The sequence below is a fragment of the Paenibacillus sp. FSL A5-0031 genome (genome assembly GCF_001956295.1).
Taxonomy (GTDB): Bacteria; Bacillota; Bacilli; order Paenibacillales; family Paenibacillaceae; genus Pristimantibacillus.
In genome coordinates, this window is the sequence record NZ_MRTD01000009.1 from 267,001 (window position 1) to 289,782 (window position 22,782).

Sequence of the window (22,782 nt, forward strand, 5' to 3'; positions counted from 1 at the left end):
CGCCAGAATAGGATAAAGGGTCGTTTCTTAGAGCTGCCAATATGGCTCTTGGAACGGCCTTTTTTTGTAGAAAATTACAGTCCGAAATGTAAAGATGACATATTGACATATTAATATGTGAAATATAGTATATTATTTGAAAGTGCTTTATATTGTACATTTTCAAAGAGGAAGTAATCCCGTGTTAAAGCAATTTGCAGGTCGCGGGAAATTTTATGGATCAAAGTGAAACGGAGGTAGAGGAAGATGGCAAACAACGTAAAAGCTGCGTTCTGGGATATGAGAGCGGAGCAGGCTCAACGAACATTGGATTCTCAGTTCTGGAATCCAAGTATCAGCTTGTATGACATTAAGACGCCATGTCCCGCCGGAGCGTGCAACACGATTTTTCATTACTGGTGGATGGCCCATGCGGTTGAAACACAGGTGGATGGATGGAACCGTACGGGTGATTCCATCTATAAGCAAAGGTTGGCTATGCTTCACCAAGGCCTTCTGGAGAGAAACGGCGGAGAATGGCCTAACAATCTATACGATGATATGGAATGGATGGCAATTGGCTGGCTTCGCGCGTATTTGATTGATCAAGATGAAACCTACGGGCACACTGCGAAGTTGCTATGGGAGGATATTAAGACGGGATGGAATGACCATGTCGGCGGCGGAATTGCTTGGCAAAAAACGCAGCTTGACTATAAAAACACGCCTGCTAATGCTCCTGCGGCTATTTTGGCGGCACGTCTATATCAGGTATTCGGCAAGCAGGAAGATTTAGAATGGGCAATCAAGATTTACGATTGGCTGAAAGCTGTGCTTGTTGATCCTGAAAGCGGTTTCGTGTGGGATGGCGCTAACCGTCTAGGCGATGGAACTATCGATAAGGATTGGAAGTTCACTTATTGCCAGGGCGTATTCATTGGAGCGGCAGTTGAGCTGTACAAAATTACGGGCGAAAAAGGTTATCTTGAAGATGCCATTCGGACATGGCAGGCATCTGTGGAGGAGTTTGCTTCGCAGGAAGCTAATGTCCTACCGGCAGAAGGCGGCGGGGATGCTGGCTTGTTTAAAGGCATTTTTGTTCGTTACGCAGGCGAACTGGCCCTTGCGATGGGTAGCGGCAGCGGAAGTGAAGTAGCAGATGTTTTGTATGCAAACGCATCGTCCCTATGGAGCAGCGTTGCGAGCCGGGGGGATATTCTTTTCAGCAAACGGTGGGATGAATCGCTTGAAGAAGAAATCGAGCTCAGCACACAGCTTAGCGGCGTGATCCTGCTCGAAACGGCAGCAGCTTTGGAGAAGTCTGGATTAAAATAGAGTAGTCTAAGTAGATCCTTGGGAGGTATATCATGAGTACACCGAAACCAGTAAAGACGTTCCGTTTTGTTGCATTGTCGATTGTTGTTTTATTAATGACGTCCGGTCAAAGCGTCTGGGCCAAACCGAATAAAAATCAAAATGCAGAACGGGCTGAAGCGGCTTATCAGGCTCTACAAACCTACTTCTATCAGCCAGACACCAAGCTCTACAGCGAGAACAGCCCGCATGCTGGGAACAACCAATACTCCTATGTTTGGCCTTATGCAGGAACGATGCAGTCAACCGTAGCTTTGGCGAATATACCTGCGGTTGGCGAGAAATACAAAACCGACATTCAGAATCGATTAGATGGTCTAGCTGCATATTGGAATGACACGAAGACACCTGCAGGCTACGATTCTTACGTACGCGCACCGCTTGGCGGAGGCGGGGACATCTTTTATGATGATAATGATTGGATCGCAATAGAACTTATAAAAATTTACCGAATTACTGGTGATATTGCAGCTTTAGATAGAGCAAAGCAAATATTTGAGCTGCAAGTATCCGGCTGGGACACGGATGCCTCTCATGCTTGCCCTGGCGGCGTTTTTTGGACACAGGCATCGTGGAGCAAGGATCGGAATACCGTATCGAATGCACCTGCCGCTCAAATAGGACTGTATTTATATGAAATCAGCAAGGATACATACTATTTAGACTGGGCGAAGAAAATGTATAACTGGGTAAATGACTGCATGCTGGCGCCTAACGGGCTTTACTGGGACCATATTGACCTAAACGGGAATATTAATAAAACACAATGGTCCTATAATCAAGGAACGATGATTGGAGCCAGCGTGCTTTTATACAAAGCAACAGGTGAAAAATCGTACTTGAACAAAGCAGTAAGCATCGCTGATGCGGCTTTGAAATTTTATGGCAGCTCACGTCTCTACACACAGCCGATTATTTTCAATTCAATCTTTTTTGAAAATCTGCTGCTGCTGGATGATATGAACAAAAAATCGAAGTATAAAGATTATATACAGAACTATGCGGATGAGGTGTGGACGACGCTTCGGAACCCTCAGACAGGAGTCATTGAAATCGATCCGAATCGTTCAACTGAACTATTGGAGCAAGCAGCGCTGGTTACGATCCACGCTCAGTTGGCAGCTGATACGAAAAAGTGATTAGGTTGATGTGATTCAGCCCTCAATTTAGCGTAGTAGAAAATGCCTTAGGGATCATCCCTAAGGCATTCCAACCCTGTATGGCTTCTTTTTCTATAGCAAGGTTTCTGCCCCATCGATGTAAATTTCGGTTCCTGAGATATGGCTGGATTCCTGCGATGCTAGAAATAGCACTAAATCGGCGACCTGCTCAGGCTGCCCGGGACCATGCTCAAGAGGCTGGCTGCCCTCAGGGTAGTTCACGGGTATGGTGATTTTATCTACTTGAGGAGTGCGATGGGTGTTTTCCCCAATGTTCGTTTGAATGGCTCCAGGACAAATGGCATTCACACGTATTTTATATCGGGCAAGCTCTAGAGCAGCCATCTTGGCAAAAGCGACCTGACCTGACTTGGAAGAGCTGTATGCAGCCATGCCGGCACCTGAAAAATCACGATTGCCGTTAATGGAGCTCGTTATAATGATGCTCCCGCCGGATTTTTTCATATGAGGGATTGCATATTTGACGGTAAGGAAGGTTCCCTTTAGATTCGTTGTTAGCGTTTCATCCCATGACTCGGGCGACAGATCTTCGATAGGGGCGAGAGTGCCGTTAATGCCCGCATTAGCGAACACAATATCGAGCCGTCCGAAATGCTTTGCGGCAGCTTGGATCGCTTCTTGCATCCGTTCAGCATTGGCAACATCGGTATCGATGAAGAAGGACTCGCCTCCTAATTTCTTTATTTCTTGCTCTACCTCTTCAGTGCGGTTGTGAATGAGATCGAGAAGAACGATTTTTGCACCTTGCTGTGCGAGACGCAGCGCGGCTGCGCGTCCTATGCCGGAACCAGCTCCAGTGATGACCGCAACCTTATCCTTTACACGAAGCTGAGAAGAGCTCGAATCCTTCTGGTTAGCTGCATTGTTCATTACTAACGATTCCCTCCATTACAAGCTTATTTCCAAATTAGTATTCCTTTGGGGCAAATCATTTATTCTTTAAGGAAACGGGTTAGGAATGACTAGCATTGCTAGATGAAATTCAACTACATAAGCAGCATAGAGGAGATGACCAATTGAGCGCTATATTTTTGAACCGTGCACCGCTTGCTTCGACCCCTTTTCAAGAACTGCCGCTTGGTGCGATTAAGCCGGACGGCTGGCTTAGAGACCAGCTGGAGATTCAAAGCGAGGGAATGACAGGGCATCTAGATGAATTTTGGCGTTATGTCGGGCCGAATAGCGGTTGGCTCGGAGGAGACGGAGACAGCTGGGAGAGAGGACCCTACTACTTGGACGGTCTACTTCCGCTTGCTTATCTCCTTGATGATGACAAGCTTAAGGCAAAAGTAAAGCCATGGATCGAATGGACGCTTGCAAGCGCACGCGAGGATGGGCAATTCGGGCCTGCCGCAAATGAAGATTGGTGGAGCCGAATGATTATGCTCAAGGTGCTGATTCAGCACGCTGAGTATACTGGTGATGAACGGGTAGAACCATTTTTGATGAACTATTTCAAATATCAGCTTGCGGAGCTGCCGAATCGTCCGCTGCAGGAATGGGCAGAGGCTAGAGGCGGCGAAAATCTCATCAGCATTTATTGGTTGTACAATCGCACCGGCGAGCCATTCTTGCTTGAGCTCTCCCAATTGATTCAGGAGCAAACGCTGGACTGGGTAGGCTTATATGAAGACTATCCTTATTGGTCCTTACAGAAGGCATTTGATCACCGGGTTCATGTTGTTAACGTAGCAATGTCATTCAAGCAGCCAGCTCTCCGCTACATGCAATCAAAGGATAAGCAGCATATCGAAGCTGCATACAAAGGGATCTCAAGCGTGATGACTTACCATGGCCAAGTTAACGGCATGTTTTCTGGTGACGAGTGGCTTGCAGGAACCCATCCTAGCCAAGGCACGGAGCTGTGCTCTGTGGTGGAATATATGCATTCCTTAGAGCATCTGATTCGGATTACAGGCGATGGCTCCTTCGGTGATATTTTGGAGAAGGTTGCTTATAATGCACTGCCTGCCGCAATCAGCCCGGATTGGACCGTTCATCAATATGACCAGCAGGCTAACCAGATTATGTGTACGCATGCCAAACGCAATTGGACGGAAAACAACAATGAAGCCAATCTATTTGGCATTGAGCCGCATTTTGGCTGCTGCACCGCTAACATGCATCAAGGATGGCCGAAATACACGGCAAGATTGTGGATGGCAACAGAGGATGGCGGTTTGGCTGCAATCGCGTATGCTCCCTGTACGATCACAGCTGCCATCGACGCAAGTACCGATGTTTCCATACGTGTAGCAACGGAATATCCATTTAGAGAAACGATAACGATGACCGTGCATGTAAATCAGCCAGCTGAATTCCCGATTAAATTACGAATACCGGAATGGTGCAGCGCGCCGGTTCTGTTGATCAACGGACAACAACAGCCTGCTATGAACATCGAAAAAGGTTTTGCTGTGCTGCGGCAGGTTTGGAACGATGGCGATGAGCTGACTCTTCGGCTTCCAATGGAGGCACGCATGATCAGCAGATCTAACGGTGCGGTCGGTTTGCAGCGCGGAGCGCTTATGTTCGTTATCCCAATCAAGGAGCGCTGGCAGAAGCATCGCACATACGAGCCTTATCATGACTGGGAGATTTACCCGGAGTCGCCATGGAATTATGGAGTGAGTCTGAAGGAACTTGAACAGGGAAATCCTACTGTGGAAGACGCAGCAATGGTAAGGCAGCCCTTCGTAGCTGAGAACGCACCGATACGTTTGCGAATGAACGGTCGCCGGATCCCGCAATGGACCATGGAGCTTAACTCGGCTGGCACTCTGCCAATAGGGCCTGTTGCTAGCAAGGAACCCGAAGAAGAAATTACGCTCATCCCTTACGGCTGTGCGCGTCTACGGATCGCCGAGTTCCCAGTTATTCAATCTTAAAACGTTGTCAGTCTATTCCTTTAGTTGAAGTGACGCATCTCCTTCATATACATGTAGGAGATGCAGCCAATAATGAGCATTGCTGCGCCGCTTATCGCTATGATGACGGCAGGTCCGTGTATATCAGATAGAGTTGAGAATACGGCTAAGCCGACTGGCGGCGCAACGCTTGTTAGAGCACCGATGAGTCCAAATACTCTGCCTTGCATCGAAGGATCAATGGCTACCCGAAGTGCGATAAAGATGATCGTCGTACTGAAGGAGAAGAGGAAGCCAACGAGAAGGATAAGCGGCAATGCTGCAAATGCAGATGACATTAGCGATATGGCGATGAACATAGGACCCATAAGGATCATGCTTCCAATGATCCATTTTCCTCTGCCTTTTAACCTTGTATCGAGCTTAATAATTAGAATGGAGCCTACGACATAACCGAGTGGGATGCACGCCTCCATAAGTCCGAATACAAACGGTTTTGCATGCCATACATTGATGGCCATGACTTGAATGAGCATGAAGGTGGATAGAAAGAAGAACATAACTACTGGTAATAAAATAACGGCTGCTCTGGCAAATGGATCCGTCCATACGTATCGGAAGCCTGCTTTGAGATCCTCTTTAAAGGTGGTTTGCGCCTTCTCCGTATCTCTAGCCGCTGCATAGGGGAACTTGCCTGTGAAGAGCAGCAGCGCTGCTGAGAGCAGAAAAGTTACTGCATCGATAGCAATTGCAAATGCCCCGCCAAATGCAGCAACAGCGATACCTCCAAGAGCAAAGCCAGATATTCGGATGATGTTATCCGATATATTGATTACCCCAACAGCCTTGGCTATTTGTTCTTTATCAATAATTTCGACGAGCGAAGCTTGAAAGGCAGGCGTTCGAATAACCCCTGCAAATGCGACGATGGCAGTCAAAATAACGATAAAAATAAACGGTATATTAGGCAAGTACACAAGTACAGCGATGGCGCCGACGAGCACAAAACGGATAATATCTGTCACCCACATCAACGTGCGACGATCGGTGCGATCCGCAATCGTACCTGCAAAGGAACCGAACAGCATGCTGATTACGAGATGGGTAATGAGTACGACGGACATGAGCTTGGCGCTACCTGTCGTTTGCAGTACCCACAAGTTTAGCGCGATGCTATGAAAGGTATTGCCTAGCAGCGATAAGCTGTAGCTGGAGAACACGGCGATGAAATTACGGTTTTTCCACAGAGATGAAGCAGAACCTTCTTGCGGTTGAAGATTAGGTGCGCTGCCATTTGATTCTTTTGCTAATCCGAGCATAATATAACCTCCTATAAGAATGATTGACTTGGTTAATAATTAACTGCAGATATTAAGGATATAGAGGATAACTTAATCGTTTAAGTTGATATAGAAAAAGCAGAGATTACTCTGCGATTACTTATTTATCAGCTTTTACAAGAACATATTTATTCGCAGGGCCAGACTTCGGATCTTTCAGCAGCTGCATCATAAGCTGGAAAGCTTCTTCTGGCTTGCGATCGCCAAACGATATCTTGGAAGCGGAAGCAGGGGCGATTTCCGGACAGCCTGCCGTACAAATGATGGCTAAGCTTGTTGGATCAACATATTTAGCTGCTGAGATGGCGACAAATTCGTTCAGAATGATGCCGGTCCGATCCAAATTGTGTTCGAGGAATGCCTTTAAGTCATGCTCTTTATCCATAACGTGGATTTGATCGCGTCCTATTCCTGAATGAGTACAAATATGGTTAACGAGGTCTGCATTGTTGAAGCTGTCGATTATCAAAAAGCTTTCCTTAGGTTGTAAGAGCGATGCGAATGCATAAGTGAAGGCATCAGCATAATCATAATTAACCTTATAAAATAAGGGATCTTCAATCATGCTGTCCACAACGATTAAAGGGACGTCAGCAAAGAAGTGGCTTGAAATCAGGTGGAAGTTTTCCTCTTTAACATCAACAACAAATACGCCATCCAGCTTGCGTTCCGAGATAATATCGAGATTTGGGCTTGAGGCATCCAAGCTGAATAATACAACGTGGTAGCCGCGATCCGTCAGCAGCCGCTCCAGCCGATTAATAAACTGAGAATAACGGAACTGCTTCCAGAAGCCTTCATTTTCCGCTCTGTTAATCAGAATGCCAATCAATCCAGACTTTTGCTTGACCAGTGATCTGGCAGCAAGGTTGGGTACATAATTCAATTGCTTAGCTGCATCGAGGACACGGCATTTTGTTTCTTCAGGTATCGTCTGATTGGAGACATTGTTGAGTACATAACTGACAGTAGCTACAGATACTTGAGCAGCCTTAGCAATGTCCTTAAGCGTAGCTTTTTTAATGGGGATACAACTCCTTCTACGACTGCTGCAGAAAATAGAGACAGAGACATCCTTTCACTACTTAATCGTTTAAGTTATTATTGCATAAATGATTATTTACTGTCTAGAGCCAACTTGAATTAATAAATGTACAGGGGCTATTTACTGATTATGTCTTGTTCACGTTTATGCTAATTCGTCCGATATTGAAAGAAATCACACGTCTCTCTCATTTAAGCGATGTCATCCAGCCTCTATAATGACAATAACCGAGGTTAGTCAGACAATACGTGAAAAAGAGGTGCAGCAATGAAGTCTTACGTGAATTTAACTGGATATTTATTTATATCCCCGTTTCTAATCGGATTTTTTTTGTTAACACTATATCCGGCTCTTCAATCGTTATACTTTTCGTTTACCGATTATTCGCTGCTGGAGCCTGGAAGCTGGGTAGGAACGGACAATTATAAAAGAATGTTTACGGCAGATCCCAATTTTTCGAAATCGTTAGGAATAACGTTTACTTATGTTATTTTTGCTGTACCTCTCAAGCTATTGTTTGCATTGTTAGTCGCTATCGTTCTAAATAAGCAAATTAAAGGAATGTCCTTCTACCGGACCATTATGTATTTGCCATCGCTCATTGGGGGAAGTATCGCAGTGGCTGTCCTTTGGAAGAACATTTTTGGAGCAGAGGGCTTCATCAGCAAGCTGCTATCCTGGTTTGGCATCGAGAACATGAGTATGGTGACGAATCCAGATACGGCGCTAAGCACGCTCGTTTTGCTGCAGGCTTGGCAGTTCGGTTCGGCGATGATTATCTTTCTTGCAGGATTAAAGCAAATTCCAAAAGAACTGTACGAAGCCTCATCTGTGGATGGAGCAGGCAAGCTCAGGCAGTTTTTCAGCGTGACGCTGACAATGCTCTCTCCTGTCATTTTGTTTAACTTGATTCTTGGTTTGATTGGCTCCTTTCAAATGTTCACACAGGCTTTCATCATTACAAAAGGTGGCCCGCTAAAATCGACATATATGTACGCTCTTTATTTATATGAAAAAGCTTTTGGCGCTTTCCAAATGGGCTACGCTTCAGCTCTTGCTTGGGTGCTGTTGTTAATTATTGCTGCGGCTACCGCGCTGAATTTTGCGATATCAAAGTATTGGGTGTTCTATGAAAGTGAAGGTGGAAGATGATGTTGAAGACGTTGAAGTGGATGAAAGACAGGAATCTTCCAACGCATCTTATTTTAATCCTTGTTTGTCTGGTCATGATCTATCCTATCGTATGGTGGCTTGGAGCTTCACTTAAAACCAATGCGGAAATGAGCTTGCCGGGCATCTTCCCAAGCGATCCGCAATGGAGCAATTACGTGAAGGGCTGGACTGCGATTCCAGATCATACGTTCAGCCGCTTTTTTACGAATTCCTTTATTATAGAATTATTTAGCGTCACGGGCTCCGTGGCTACAGCCAGCTTGGTCGCCTTTGGCTTCGCAAGAATAAACTTTAAGTTCAGCAAGCTATGGTTTTCACTGTTATTGCTAACGATGATGATACCTTCTCAGGTTATTGTGATCCCGCAGTACGTTATGTTTTTTGATTTTAATTGGATCAATACGTATTTGCCGATTATTGTGCCTCATTTCTTTGGGGGAGGCGGATTCTTCGTCTTCCTGCTCGTACAATTCATTAGGAGCATACCTCGTGAGCTTGATGAATCGGCAAAAATTGATGGGTGCAGTACATTCGGTATTTATTTCCGCATCATTATGCCGCTCATTAAACCAGCGTTAGTCACCGTGGCTATTTACTCCTTTCTATGGACATGGGACGATTTTTTCCAGCAGCTGCTCTATATCAACAGCGTCGAGAAATTCACGGTCGGACTAGCCCTTCGTTTGTTTATGGACTCACAATCAAGCGTTGAGTGGGGACAAATGCTAGCCATGTCACTGTTGTCGATTATTCCGTCGGTCATTGTTTTTTTCATGGCACAGAAGCAATTTATAGAAGGAATTGCAACAACGGGGCTAAAAGGGTAATACTTAACCATGTTTATAAAATAAAGAAATGGACAGAGAACCGCGCTCTCTTAAGCTTCATGACTCTTAGACGTCAGGAAGCTTTAAAGGAGCAGCGGTTCGTCTTGTCCATTTTGTCGTATGGTCAATTCTATGCTAACGCCGTTCAAATCGGCAAGGGAGGTTAATTCTGCATGTCTCGAAATCCGTTCAAAACGTATCGCATGAGCAGCTTATATATGCTTACGTTCGGAGGCTTTTTGGTGCTGTTTCTCATCCTCCTTATGGCTGTAAGCTACCAGGTGACCTCTGCCTATATGTCCAAGCAGGTGTCTGTCTATCAGCAGGAGCTGCTCGATGAGGTTGGCAAACGCATTGATGTCAAAATGACCTCGGTAGAGCAGGTTGCATTGTCGATTACGAGAAATGAGGCTCTGCTCGACTATTTGAAAAATAGGCAAAGTGATGTATACAACAGAAAACTAGCCCAACAAGATTTAAGCTATTATTTATCCAATATCGTATACAGCTGGAATGATGTACTCAGCTCCGTACAAGTGTACATGCATGATCCACTTCCCAATGTGGGTCTGCCGGCTGCGTTTGAAGAAATGGAAGATTTGCCGCAGGAGGAGTGGTATCCAATCGTTAGCCAAAGCGATTATGCGTGGATCGGTGAACGAGAAGTTGCTGCTGCGAATCAGAACAAGAAGGCTATCGGCTTCGCGCAAAAAATATATTCCGATACAAATCAATTTCTCGGCGTGCTTGTGCTGGGGATGAAGCCAGAGGCGGTGCAGGACACGCTGCTAAATGAAAGTAACAAAAATCGCGGCATTAAGCGTGTGCTCATGGGCAATGGCCAGCAAATGATTACGGATGCAGGTTTCGCGCGGGAGGAAAATGTTTGGCTGCGCGATATGATTAAAAGTTATTACGATAATTCGAGCTATTTAAGCGGTAGAAAGGTAGAGCTTGGGGAAACTTATTTCGTCACCGAATCAGGGGATGAAAATGCGCAGTGGCAGGTCATTCAATTCACGCCTTTAAAGGGGATTTCAGAGGACAGCACTAGAATTGCTTTTATGCTGGGAGCGATCGGCATTGCAGCCATTCTTATAGCCTTCTTCTTTACGCTTTTATTCTCACGACAATTTATGAAGCCGATCATGACGCTGAAGCAAGGAATGGACCGCTTTTCAGTCGATAGGTTGAAGTCAGAAATGCCTCGCGATTATACGAATGAATTCGGTATTTTGTTCCGAGGCTACGATGCTTTGACTGAACGCGTTACGGAGCTGTACGCACATTTGGAGAAACAATATATAAAGCAGAAGGAATTGGATGTCAAAGCGCTTCAGGCGATGATTAATCCACATTTTTTGTACAATACACTGGATCAGATTAATTGGATGGCTATTGAGGCCAATCAACCCAAAATTAGTGAAGTGCTAGAGCTGGTGGGGAAAATGTTCCGAATTGGCTTGTCTAACGGTGATACGATCGTAACCGTTCGGGAAGAGCTGGCTTATATAGGAAGTTATTTGCAAATTCAGCAGATTAGGATGGAGCCTTTTAAGCTGAGCGTATCGATTGAATTGCCTCCTTCGCTCGAAACCTATTATATGCCGAAGGTGCTGCTCCAGCCAATTGTCGAAAATGCCGTCATGCACGGCTTTCACGGCAGGCAAAATGGTTCCGTGCACATCCGGGTATTAGAGCATAAAGAGGGCATCGCTTTTGTCATTCAAGATAACGGAAATGGGTTTCGCCCATCACAAACCGAAATGCCGCAGCATCAGACGAAGATGGGCGGCTACGGCATCCGTAATGTAGAGGAGCGTATTGAAGCTTTGTTTGGATCGCCTTACGGGATAGAAGTCGCAAGCGTGTTCGGTGAAGGCGCCTCGGTCACCGTTCTTATACCCAAACGTGATAAATCCAATTACTATCGTTGATATTTTAGGAGGAACGACCATGTGGAGAGCAGTCATTATTGAAGATGAGCGAAAAATCATTCAAATTATGCGGGGCATCAGCATATGGAAGGAGCTTGGCATTGAGGTGGTCGGAGACGCTCAGGACGGTCATGCTGGTTTCGAGCTCATTATGGCTGAGCAGCCGGATATCGTTATTACCGATATTTACATGCCGATCTTGAATGGACTTGCAATGATTGAGCAGCTGCGTGAGAGGCAATTCGCGGGAAAAATTATCGTGTTGTCAGGTTATTCGGACTTTGAATATGCAAGACAGGCGCTTCGGCTGCAAGTGGATGACTATTTAAATAAGCCTATTTCGTTAACGACGATGAAAGAGGTGTTGTCGAAGGCAATCTCGGAGCTTGAGACCGTCATGAATGAACAGCAGCAGAACGAGCGAATAAAAGAAAAACTGATGTTTTATGAGCCCTATGTTCAAAGAAAATGGATGAATTACGTTGTTACCGGTTCCCGGGACACAGGATTCAGTGATATTGAAGAGGTGAACCAGAAATTTGGTTCTTGGAATTATAAGGGGCATCTTGTATTAATCATCGAAATGGTGCGAACGGAACGAATCAGCAGTCTCTCGATTGTTGATCATAATTTGTTTTATTTTGCGCTGAGCAACATCATTGAGGAGATTGCCGCAGAGGGATTTCCAGAATCGGCACTTGTCGAGCTGTACAGCCATCATTGTGCGCTGCTGCTGCATATAAGCGGAAATGATGAATGCGCAGCGGCGGAGGCTAAGGCGCTGAAGCTGGCAGAACGTATCGCTCAAGCGGTCTATTCATTCCTGAAAATAGAAATCGTAGTAGGCATCGGCGGTATGAAGCGCGAGTGGCGAGAGATTGCCGCATCGACAGAGGAAGGATTTCATGCACTTTATTTCAAAAGCCGCCGGTTAAGCAAGGAGCATAAGGTGTTTGCGATGCCGGACTCGTTGGCGAAGGAAGAATATCAGCTTTATCAGGAGCTGAAGCAGGGACTATATCCGTTCAAGATGTATCAGGAGCTATCTGAGGCGGTCGCACATGCGCAAATTGACCAAGCGATCGCTATTATACAGCGGTTTATTATTCAGCAGGACAGCATCAACAAAATACCGATGGCTTATATTCGACATTTTTGCGCGGAACTGTGGGGAGTAATCGTCCATGCTTTGTCTCAGGCGGGTGTTGTACAGGAGCACATTCATGCAAATGACGAGGCATATTCCGCCATCGAATCGTTAACCTCGGCCAAGGAGATGGAGCTGTGGCTCATCGGAAAGCTGCAGCAGATTGGCATGCAGTTTCATGCAAATGCTAATGTAAAGCATCTTCAAGCCGTCGAATTTATTATTCAATATGTTCACGAGAACTATGATAAGGAGCTGACGTTGACAGATATAGCGGACGAGATCGGTATGTCGCGCAGCTATTTAAGCCATATTTTCAAAAAAACGACGGATGACACTTTCAACACTTATTTAACCAAGGTGCGGATGGAGAGAGCGAAGTCGCTAATCATGGAAGGGAAACATCTTATTTATGAGGTGGCGGACAAGGTTGGCTACAAAAACGTGCCTTATTTTAGCACATTATTTAAAAAATATACGGGAATGAATCCGACACAGCTGTTTGAAACGTACAATTCCGCATTATCGTCAAATATTGAAAATAATCGGACATCCACCTCGTATCCAGCGGATTAGCGCTATGTTACCATTCGAGTGTATCAACACAAACATCCAAGGAGGGGCTAAAAAAATGAAAACCAAAAGATGGCTGACTGTCATTCTGGCTGCAGCTTTGACGGTTTCGCTGGCAGCTTGCGGCGGCAAAAATGATAATGCTGCGGGTGAAGAAGGGAACAAAGGGGGGAAGCAGGACATTACACTGAGAGTAATGTGGTGGGGCTCACAAACGCGGCATGACGCTACCTTGAAAGCGATCGCTCTGTATGAGGAGCAAAATCCGAACGTGAAGATCGTGTCGGAGTATTCGGGCTGGGATGGTTATTGGGACAAACTGGCTACGCTGTCTGCTGCACGCAATATGCCGGATATTTTTCAAATGGATGCCTCTTACCTAGGGGATTACGCCACAAGAAATCAATTGCTCGACTGGGAAGGTGCAGACTTGTCTAAGCTCGATGCCAAACTATTGGATACGGGAGCTGTAGAGGGCAAGCAAGTAGCGCTTCCAGCAGGAAGAAACAGTTATGGAATCGTTTACAACAAGTCGTTGTTTACGCAATATGGCATTGAAGAGCCGAAGGAAGACTGGAAGTGGGATGATTTCTTCAAAATGGCCCGCGATGCGCGTACTAAATTGCCTGAAGGGATGTATCTATCGAGAGACTTCTCTGCTGGTGAGCTGGAATACCGTGCTTATCAGCATGCAGAAGGAAAAGGTCCTTTCTATATAGACAACAAATTGAACATGGATAAAGACACATGGCTGGAATGGTCCACTATTTGGAGTGATATGCGTAAAGACGGTATCGTAGCACCAGCAGAGCAGACCATTTCAGACGTAGAGCTAGACACACAGTTCGATTCACTCGTTAAGGGCAAGGTTCTAATGAAAGGCACACATTCCTCGCAAATTGCTGCGTACGACAGCTTATTGCCAGGTAAGCTTGGTGTAGCTGCATTCCCTTCTGACACAGAAGCGGGCGGCTGGCTAAAACCGACATTTTATTGGTCTATAGCTGCAGGCACGAAGCAGGCGGAGGAATCGAAGAAGTTTGTCCTATGGCTGCTAAATGATCCGGAAGCTGGCAAAATCTTGAAGACGGAGCGTGGAACACCTGTTTCTGATGAAGTGATGGCTGCAATCGAGGCAGACTTGACCGATGCGGATAAGCTAGGCCAGCAAATGTTGGAGAAGATCGCTAAGAATGCTCAGCCTTTTACGGCTCAGCCTCCTGGTTATAACGATTTCGGAAGAGATATGAATAATACGATTCAAAGCGTTATCTTTAACAAAACAACGCCGGATAAGGCGTATGAAACGATTCAGAAGCTTGCGGCCGATACGGAAGCCAGCTTGAAATAGCATGCATCTCATTTCACGAAGGTATTCAAGCAACTTGCTGGGACATCGCTAGAGCATTATCGGAAGCATGCGCACGGACGCGGATAATGAGGCGGGGGCGAAGGCGTTCCATCCTTGCGAGGAGGGAACGCCTTTTTTCTCATCATAAAAAGAAGGAGCAATGTGCAATGACAAGTTTACAGGAACAAGGCAGCATGTATGAGAAAACGGGTGCGGACATCTTAGCTGCAATACGGGGCTTATCCAACCGTTATGTAGCCGAACATCCTGCACAGCCGTACGTATATCGAGCCTTTAATCGTGAAGGCATCCAGCGTGCGGAGGACTTTAGATATAGATTCGATCTGGAGGATCGGTTTCCAGAAGCGCTGCCGGGACAGCATTGCTACGTATGGGGGAAAGTATGGAGCGATGCTTCGGATACTGAGCAGCATTGGTCAGTGACAGCCTGCTGTCCACTTGAGATCTTCGTAAATAATAGGAGTGTATTTCGCAGCTTGCCGCATGAAGAAAATGAGGGGCGAACAAGGGGATGCAGCGCAGTGCTCGGCAAAGGCTGGAATGACGTGGTGCTGAAATATACGAAAACACGCGCTGGTTTTGGCGGCTTATTCGGTACGTCGAACACCAAATGGGTAATATACCATTCCGTCGTCGCTTCAAAGGAACGTGAAGGTCAGGAGGGCTGGTTATACAGTGAACCGATTCACAATTCATTGCCTATTGAGCGGCTGCCAAGAGACGGCCAGTCTGAGCTTGAGGATACGTTGAAGTGGTATCCAAGGCTAAGTTGGCCAAAACAAGAGCAAGTTAAATCGCCTTTGTCGCGAGTGTTTGGCGAGGCACAAGGACGGACGGGCTTTGCATGGGCGCGGTTGTATGTACCGGGATATGGCGTTGAATGCCGTATTAAGGGAAGCACCGCCGGCAAGATAACGATGTATATTGACGGAAAAGAGGTTTTTCAAACCAACCAGACGGGTGAATTTGATGTGCCTATTGAAATGTCTTTCGGTGAGCATAACCTTATTATCAAACAAACGGCAACGAGTGAATGGGGGGTTCATGCAGAAGTTTGGCTAGGCGAAAGCCAATTGACGTTCACAAACCCTATGCAGATAAAGGGCTGCTTGGGAAATTGGTTGTATCTAGGACCGTTTATCGAAAAGCATGTTCCCGATATAGAGCAGCTTAAAGAGCTGTATCGCATTTTTGAAGACGGAGAACATGGAACCTATTGGAGGATGGATGCTCCTGGTACTTGGGTCCGTCCTTATATGGAGGCACCTTTGTTTGGCAAATGGAATTATCCTTTAGGTGTCACACTATACGGGTTGTTACAGGCTGGTAGAAAGCTTAAGCGGAGCGATCTTGTGCGATACGTGACTGAACACGTTGGTCAAACCACATCATGGTATGCATACATGAAGTGGGATCGTCAACAATATGGCGCGCCGGGCATTCTTCATCCGATGGCTCGCATCGACAGTCTTGATGATTGCGGCTCATTCGGTTCAATTATGCTGGAAGCATTCAAGGAACATGAACAGCTGCCTGGGGCGGATGCGCTTGCCTATGAAATCGGACATTATATAGCGAATGTGCAGGAAAGACTTCCTGACGGAGCTTTTTACCGTGAGAATCCGACTGGGACAAATACGTTGTGGGCGGATGATCTTTATATGGCCGTACCTTTTCTATGCCGTTATTATCAGCTAACTGGGGATGAGGCGTATGTATCTGAAGCGGCAAACCAGTTCTTGCTATACAAGAAGTATTTGCTTATGCCAGAGAAAGGCATTATGTCGCATGTATTTGATTTTAAGCATGGAATGGCGACCGATGTTGCATGGGGACGTGGGAATGGCTGGGTACTTTTCTCGTTATCAGAGCTGCTTGCTGTTTTGCCCGAAAAACATACGCAGCGTAGCGAGCTGCTGGACATGTTCCGATCGCTAAGTGCCAGCTATCTCCGCTATCAAAGTGATGAAGGGCTTTGGCGACAAGTTATTGATGAAAAGGATGCTTATTTGGAGACCTCGTGCACGGCTATGTTCATCTATGCCTATTCCAAGGGCGTGTGCAGCGGCTGGCTGCCAGATGCATCTGCCTATGCTGAAAGTGCATTTCGAGCATGGGAAGGTTTGACCCGGCACTGCATGGATACCAAGGGGAATTTATATGGTGTATGCCGTGGCTCGGGCTATTCTTTCTCGAGTCACTATTATAAGTACGACTTGCATACACAGCTCAATGATACGCATGGCATTGGCATTGTTCTGCTCGCTGGAGTAGAAATGCTTCTGCTTAAGGAATGGCTTCAACAAAAGAGAGGTATTGAAACGATTTAGCCTCCTCCAATACTCAAACTATTAAAGCTTTTGCGAATATGAAAAGGGAATGCTTCATGGTTAATAACCAGTGAAGCATTCCCTTTTTTAAAAATATAAGAAAGTATATTATTTTTCATACTTATCTTATAGTTCACCGTCTAAGCTGCTTCAGCGTCAGAAGGACGCCGAAGGCGTTTTAGCTTGCAGCATCATGCTAGAAATATGGGTTAAACATTCTTTGCAGTCTGTTCTAAAATAACAAAACCATAAGCCGGAAGTTTAAGTTGCAGCTTGCCGGCAGCATTGCTTGCGATGGTGGAGTTTTGAGCAAGTGTGCTGGTGTTGGACAGCAATACAGACCATGTAGATATATTACTACTCTTCGTGACTACAGAAGCAGTCGAGAGGCTGCCATTAGCAGCATTTATAGTTGTATTCTTAGCTTCAGCAGCAGCAGCTTTAGCATTTTCGCTGCTAGTGAAGCCTCTAAAAGCAACAGCGTGAGGAGCAGCGTTGCAATCAGTCGGCTGAGCTTCAATTACGAAGCTCAAATCAGCAGCTTCGCCGCGAGCATTCATCGCGATAAGAAGCCGCTGGCTGCCTTCACGACGCTCATAGACCAAGGTGCCATCTGCTGCGCCAACGTGCACGAAGCGAATATCAGCGCTGCGAAGCGCGCTGTACTTGTGGCGCAGTCCGATTGCGTCGGTATAGAACGTGAGCAATTCGCGGTTTTGCTCCTCTGGGTCCCACACCATGCATTTGCGACAGCCTGGATCGCCAGCGCCATTGATGCCTACCTCATCGCCATAATAAATACATGGGGTTCCAGGGAAGGTCAGCTGGAAGAGCGAAGAAAGCTTCATCGCATCGGTATTATCCTCGCAGATCGTAAGCAGACGAGGCGTATCATGGCTATCGAGCAGGTTGAAAGCCGATTCTGTTACCTGTTGCGGATACGCTGCAAGCTGCGCTCCAATCGCATTAGCGAAGTCAGAAGCATCAATCGTTTGATAAGCAAAGAAATCAAGAACTGCATTCGTGAAAGGGTAGTTCATAACCGCATCGAATTGATCACCCTGCAGCCACATCATCGAATCATGCCAAATCTCGCCCAAAATATAAGCGTCTTTATTCACTGCTTTTACCGTTTGACGGAATTCACGCCAAAACTGATGATCAACCTCATTGGCAACGTCCAATCTCCAGCCGTCGATTCCAATCTCCTCGATCCAGTAGCGAGCTACCTCGAACAAATATTGCTTCACCTCAGGATGCTCGGTGTTCAGCTTTGGCATAAGCGGCTCAAATGCGAAGGTCTCGTACGTCGGAACGCCGTCCACCACTTGCAGCGGCCATTCCCGAACATAGAACCAATCCGCATATTTTGACTGCTGTCCGTTCTTCTGAGCATCGACGAATGGAGGGAAGGTTTTGCCTGAGTGATTGAATACCGCATCAAGCAAGACACGAATGCCGCGGGCGTGACAAGCATCAACCAATTCCTTTAACTTCTCATTTGTGCCAAAATGCGGATCAACCTTCATGTAGTCCTGTGTATCATACTTGTGATTGGTCGTTGCTTCGAACAGCGGAGTGAAATATACCGCATTAATGCCAAGTGCTGAAATATGATCCAAGTGATCAATTACACCCTGCAGGTCACCGCCAAAAAAGTTTTTTGGCGTAGGCTCGCCGCCCCAAGGCAGCACATTTTCAGGATTGATCGAAGGATCGCCATTCGCGAAGCGTTCAGGGAATATTTGATAAAAGACAGCGTCCTTCACCCAAGCTGGCGGCTCAAATACATCGATTGGATTAATGTATGGGAAATCAAAAAATGAATTTGAGTTATCGGGAAGTGTAAGCTCGACACCTTTATCCGAGAAAATAATCGCCTCATCTCCGCTTATTAAACGGAACGCATAACGCAGTCTCCGAAAAGGAGGGATAACGGAAGTTTCCCAATAATCGAATCGTGCATCCGAAGTGAAAATATGCATAGGGACCGTTGTAATCGTTTGATCCCACGCGTACTTGTCGCCGACGATTGCTTCAACTACAGCAACATCGTCTTTTTTGGTACGCAAGCGGAGGTGCAGCGTCTTTCCGTCGTAGGCGTAAGCCCAGTTTTGCTTCGGTCTGTGATAAACAGCTTCTAATAACATGATTATCGCTCCTTCATGGATGATGTGAGAGAAGATATGGAAACACGAAAAAAGGCACAACCTCTCTGCTCATAATAAGCCGAGGTTGTACCTTCTCCCATAACACGTTCAGGCGCCGCTCACGCGAAGCATATTGCGAACAAATGGTTGCGGTAGCATTGCCTTTCTATTGTAAATCTCAACACTTTTATTATACATAATTTGCACGTATTGTACTAGTCTAGTTTTGAAAAAAAATTATGCATTAACCGCTTCATGCGCTAGCGATTCCAAGTAGCGCTCGCAATCCAGAGCAGCCATACAGCCGCTTCCAGCAGCGGTAATCGCTTGGCGGTAATTACGGTCTTGAACGTCGCCGCAAGCGTATACGCCTGGGATGTTCGTCTCGGAAGTGCCCGGCTTCACAATAATGTAGCCTTGCTCATCGGTGTCGATTTGACCGCCAAGGAAACCGGTATTAGGCGTGTGGCCGATCGTAATAAATACGCCGTCTGTTTCAAGCAATTCTTCCTCGCCCGTTTCATTATTGCGCACCTTCAACCCTTGCAAGCCCATGCCCGTTGCAGCAACTTCAAGCGGTGTTCGGTTTAGGCTCCATACGATTTTGTCATTCGCACGAGCGCGATCCTGCATAATTTTTGATGCGCGCAGCTCATTGCGACGGTTAACTACTCTTACTTCGGAAGCGAAGCGAGTAAGGAACACGGCTTCTTCCATTGCGGAGTCGCCGCCGCCTACTACAATAATTTTTTTGCCGCGGAAGAAGAAGCCATCACAAGTTGCACATGTGCTTACGCCGCGACCGATATTTTCTTGCTCACCCGGAATGCCGAGGTATTTGGCTGAAGCGCCTGTAGAAATAATGATGGATTCGGCTTGCAGCTCGCCAATGCCTTCCACGTCAAGCGTGTAAGGGCGTTTGCTGAAGTCGACGCTTTTTACAGAGCCTGTTTTGAATTTTGCACCAAAACGCTGTGCCTGCTTGCGCATGTTAGACATTAGCTCGCTGCCCAAAATACCATCAGGGAAACCCGGGAAATTTTCTACTTCTGTTGTTGTTGTAAGCTGGCCGCCTGGCTGCCACCCTTCAATAACGAGAGGTTCCATGTTCGCGCGAGCCAAATAGATTGCAGCCGTCAATCCGGCAGGTCCTGTACCAATAATAATTGTTTTATGCATCATCTATATCCTCCATTCAAAATTCCGTTGAATAATAAATCCTACTTTAAAATTATTATAATGTAGCTTTAAAGTCAATATCGTTCATGTAACGTTCATGTTGGTCATGTATGCTGAAATCATAACTACATAAGTCTAATTGGAGGAAGAACAAAATGCCCAAAATCGTAGTTGCAGACGACGATCCGAACATTCGCGAGCTGGTAGCTCTTTTCCTAAAAAGAGAAGGCTGTCAGGTCATTGAAGCTATAGATGGTATAGACGCATTAGAGAAGCTGGACGTGGTACGACCAGATCTTGCGATTATTGATGTAATGATGCCCCGCATGGACGGGTGGGCGCTTTGCGCGGAACTTCGAGCGAGCTATGATATTCCGCTGCTCATGCTGACTGCCAAGGGGGAAACCTCGCAAAAGGTGAGGGGGTTTGAGCTTGGTGCGGATGATTATATGGTCAAACCATTTGATCCGCCGGAGCTCATAGCCCGGGTTAAGGCACTGCTCAAAAGATACCGGATCACCGCTTCGCAGACGGTAGAGTTCGGCGATGTCCTCATGAATCGAACGGACTTCCATATGTCAGCTGGTGGCGAGAAAGTAACATTGCCGCCTAAAGAGTTCGAGCTGCTGTTCAAGCTGGCAAGCTATCCAGGCAAAACCTTTGCCCGTGATCATCTGATTGAACAAATATGGGGGATGGACTATGAGGGGGACGAGCGAACCGTTGATGTCCATATCAAAAGACTGCGGGATCGTTTTCCCGAGGAGCAATATCGTTTCCGTATCGTAACGATTCGCGGACTAGGGTATCGACTGGAGGTATGGTCATGATTCGCGGCCTTTACTTTCGAATTACGGCAACATTCCTCGTTATCGTTTTGATTAGCATCGGGGTCGCTTTTTTATTCACGAATCAAATGTTCAAGAGGGATGCAAGGGGGCAACTGCCCAATCAACTGGAGAAGTCGATTGCTCGCATTGAACAGCTTTATGCCGTCTCGAAGCCGGCAGATCTGCAGGCATTTTTGGAGGAGATCTCAAGCTTGCAAGGGCAGTCAATTGTCGCTATTAGCAGCTCTAACTATTTAGTAAGGGCTGGCGAGCGGAGCGAGCTGATTATGGAGCGGCTTACATTCGAGCAGCTAAGAAAGGTATTTGGTGGCAGCTCTGTCAGACTGGATGTATACGCTAGCGAGGAGGTTAGCCCGCCTTCGCCGCCTGCTTTAGGGAAACTTGTGTCATTCGGCAATGAAAGATGGGCCTTGTTCGTTCAGCCGAATCGTTTTCCGCAAAATAGCAACTTCATATGGACGGCCGTCACGTTGCTCGTCACGCTGCTGCTCGTCGGAAGCGTACTTATTCTAATCGTAGCCCGTTATTTAGTGAGGCCTCTAAAAATGATGACGAACGCTGCGACGCGAATGTCACAGGGGGATTTCAGTGTACGGCTGCCCGCAAGACGCGGCGATGAGCTAGGTGAGCTTGCACAGGGCATGAACAAAATGGCGCTGAGCTTATCACAGCTTGAAATGATGCGTCAGGATTTTGTATCCAATGTCTCGCACGAAATGCAGTCTCCCCTTACGTCGATTGGCGGCTTCGCAGAAGCACTGCGCAGCGAGGAGGTTACTGGAGCTGAGCGGGAGCGTTATATTAGCATCATCAAGCAAGAGAGCATGCGGCTTTCTCGGTTAAGTGAAAATTTGCTTAATTTAGCATCGCTCGACTCGCAGCAGCATCCTTTTCATCCGCAGCCGTATCGACTGGATCGTCAGCTTCGTGATGTGGTGCTTGCCTGCGAGCCGCAGTGGATGGCCAAGAGGCAAACGGTCGAGCTGTTAATGGAGGAAACGGTGATTACTGCTGATCGTGATCAGCTTAATCAAGTATGGATGAATTTGCTTGCCAACAGCATGAAATTTACACCAGAGGACGGCAAAATCTTTTTGTCTTTGTCCGAACAGAATGGTTCCATTGTGGTCCGAATTACCGATACCGGAATAGGCGTTCATGAGGAGGATCGAGAGCGAATATTTGAGCGTTTTTATAAGGGTGATCTATCGAGGGATAGAAGCCAAGGCGGGAGCGGGCTTGGACTTTCGATCGCACAAACCATCATTCATATTCACGGCGGAACCATTGCGCTTGATCCAAGTGCGGACCAGCTTACTGGAGCAAGCTTTATGATTAAGCTCCCATTTGCACGAGCAGCTGCTTAGTTATGAGACGAAGCTGGATAGAAGCGACAGTTGAAGCTTTTGAATACATGGAAAAACGAGGGTGAAACCGTTATGATAAAAGGAGCGATT

The 22,782-nt window shown here is 46.5% G+C and carries 16 protein-coding genes; 11 read left to right on the forward strand and 5 right to left on the reverse strand.

Annotation, left to right across the window (positions count from 1 at the left end):
- The first annotated feature begins 246 nt into the window (after nt 1-246).
- Both BK120_RS17865 and BK120_RS17870 read left to right on the forward strand, forming a co-directional pair.
- Nucleotides 247-1,314: a glycoside hydrolase family 76 protein gene (locus tag BK120_RS17865; protein ID WP_076268843.1), complete on the forward strand. Its 1,068-nt coding sequence runs from the start codon at nt 247-249 to the stop codon at nt 1,312-1,314.
- A gap of 32 nt (nt 1,315-1,346) precedes the next feature.
- Complete coding sequence (locus BK120_RS17870; protein WP_083682124.1) at nt 1,347-2,492, forward strand: glycoside hydrolase family 76 protein; 1,146 nt, start codon at nt 1,347-1,349, stop codon at nt 2,490-2,492.
- A gap of 93 nt (nt 2,493-2,585) precedes the next feature.
- On the opposite strand, the gene BK120_RS17875 is transcribed toward BK120_RS17870, so the two are convergent.
- Nucleotides 2,586-3,404 (reverse strand): SDR family oxidoreductase, encoded by an 819-nt coding sequence (locus BK120_RS17875; RefSeq protein WP_076268844.1) that lies wholly within the window; start codon nt 3,402-3,404, stop codon nt 2,586-2,588.
- A 146-nt stretch (nt 3,405-3,550) separates the two neighbouring features.
- Between BK120_RS17875 and BK120_RS17880 the strand changes: the two genes are divergently transcribed.
- Nucleotides 3,551-5,422: a beta-L-arabinofuranosidase domain-containing protein gene (locus tag BK120_RS17880; RefSeq protein WP_256710934.1), complete on the forward strand. Its 1,872-nt coding sequence runs from the start codon at nt 3,551-3,553 to the stop codon at nt 5,420-5,422.
- A gap of 20 nt (nt 5,423-5,442) precedes the next feature.
- On the opposite strand, the gene BK120_RS17885 is transcribed toward BK120_RS17880, so the two are convergent.
- The gene (locus BK120_RS17885; protein WP_083682126.1) at nt 5,443-6,720 is read right to left on the reverse strand and encodes an MFS transporter; all 1,278 of its coding nucleotides are present in this window, start codon (nt 6,718-6,720) and stop codon (nt 5,443-5,445) included.
- A gap of 121 nt (nt 6,721-6,841) precedes the next feature.
- Nucleotides 6,842-7,801: a LacI family DNA-binding transcriptional regulator gene (locus BK120_RS17890; RefSeq protein ID WP_083682127.1), complete on the reverse strand. Its 960-nt coding sequence runs from the start codon at nt 7,799-7,801 to the stop codon at nt 6,842-6,844.
- 252 nt (nt 7,802-8,053) lie between these two features.
- Between BK120_RS17890 and BK120_RS17895 the strand changes: the two genes are divergently transcribed.
- The 6 genes from BK120_RS17895 to BK120_RS17920 all read left to right on the forward strand — a co-directional run bounded on the left by BK120_RS17895 (nt 8,054) and on the right by BK120_RS17920 (nt 17,145).
- A complete protein-coding gene (locus BK120_RS17895; RefSeq protein WP_076268846.1) occupies nt 8,054-8,938 on the forward strand; it encodes a carbohydrate ABC transporter permease in 885 nt (294 codons plus the stop codon).
- Nucleotides 8,935-9,786, forward strand: a complete 852-nt coding sequence (locus BK120_RS17900) for a carbohydrate ABC transporter permease (RefSeq protein ID WP_372239003.1) — start codon at nt 8,935-8,937, stop codon at nt 9,784-9,786. Before BK120_RS17895 ends, BK120_RS17900 begins: the two co-directional genes overlap by 4 nt.
- 173 nt (nt 9,787-9,959) lie before the next feature.
- Nucleotides 9,960-11,723: a cache domain-containing sensor histidine kinase gene (locus BK120_RS17905; RefSeq protein WP_076268847.1), complete on the forward strand. Its 1,764-nt coding sequence runs from the start codon at nt 9,960-9,962 to the stop codon at nt 11,721-11,723.
- Nucleotides 11,724-11,742: 19 nt separating this feature from the next.
- Complete coding sequence (locus BK120_RS17910; protein WP_076268848.1) at nt 11,743-13,446, forward strand: response regulator; 1,704 nt, start codon at nt 11,743-11,745, stop codon at nt 13,444-13,446.
- A gap of 55 nt (nt 13,447-13,501) precedes the next feature.
- The gene (locus tag BK120_RS17915; RefSeq protein WP_076268849.1) at nt 13,502-14,794 is read left to right on the forward strand and encodes an ABC transporter substrate-binding protein; all 1,293 of its coding nucleotides are present in this window, start codon (nt 13,502-13,504) and stop codon (nt 14,792-14,794) included.
- Between the two features lie 167 nt (nt 14,795-14,961).
- Complete coding sequence (locus BK120_RS17920) at nt 14,962-17,145, forward strand: glycoside hydrolase family 88/105 protein (RefSeq protein ID WP_076268850.1); 2,184 nt, start codon at nt 14,962-14,964, stop codon at nt 17,143-17,145.
- Between the two features lie 209 nt (nt 17,146-17,354).
- Here the strand turns inward: BK120_RS17920 and BK120_RS17925 are convergent, their stop codons facing one another.
- Together BK120_RS17925 and trxB are read right to left on the reverse strand one after the other, a co-directional pair.
- Nucleotides 17,355-19,295, reverse strand: a complete 1,941-nt coding sequence (locus BK120_RS17925; protein ID WP_083682135.1) for a glycoside hydrolase family 13 protein — start codon at nt 19,293-19,295, stop codon at nt 17,355-17,357.
- A 237-nt stretch (nt 19,296-19,532) separates the two neighbouring features.
- A complete protein-coding gene (trxB, locus tag BK120_RS17930; RefSeq protein WP_076268899.1) occupies nt 19,533-20,474 on the reverse strand; it encodes a thioredoxin-disulfide reductase in 942 nt (313 codons plus the stop codon).
- Between the two features lie 155 nt (nt 20,475-20,629).
- Here trxB and BK120_RS17935 point away from each other — a divergent pair, with 155 nt between their 5' ends.
- Together BK120_RS17935 and BK120_RS17940 are read left to right on the forward strand one after the other, a co-directional pair.
- Nucleotides 20,630-21,304: a response regulator transcription factor gene (locus tag BK120_RS17935; RefSeq protein ID WP_076268851.1), complete on the forward strand. Its 675-nt coding sequence runs from the start codon at nt 20,630-20,632 to the stop codon at nt 21,302-21,304.
- Nucleotides 21,301-22,692, forward strand: coding sequence for a sensor histidine kinase (locus tag BK120_RS17940; RefSeq protein ID WP_083682137.1), 1,392 nt, complete (start codon nt 21,301-21,303; stop codon nt 22,690-22,692). Before BK120_RS17935 ends, BK120_RS17940 begins: the two co-directional genes overlap by 4 nt.
- Nucleotides 22,693-22,782 lie beyond the last annotated feature (90 nt).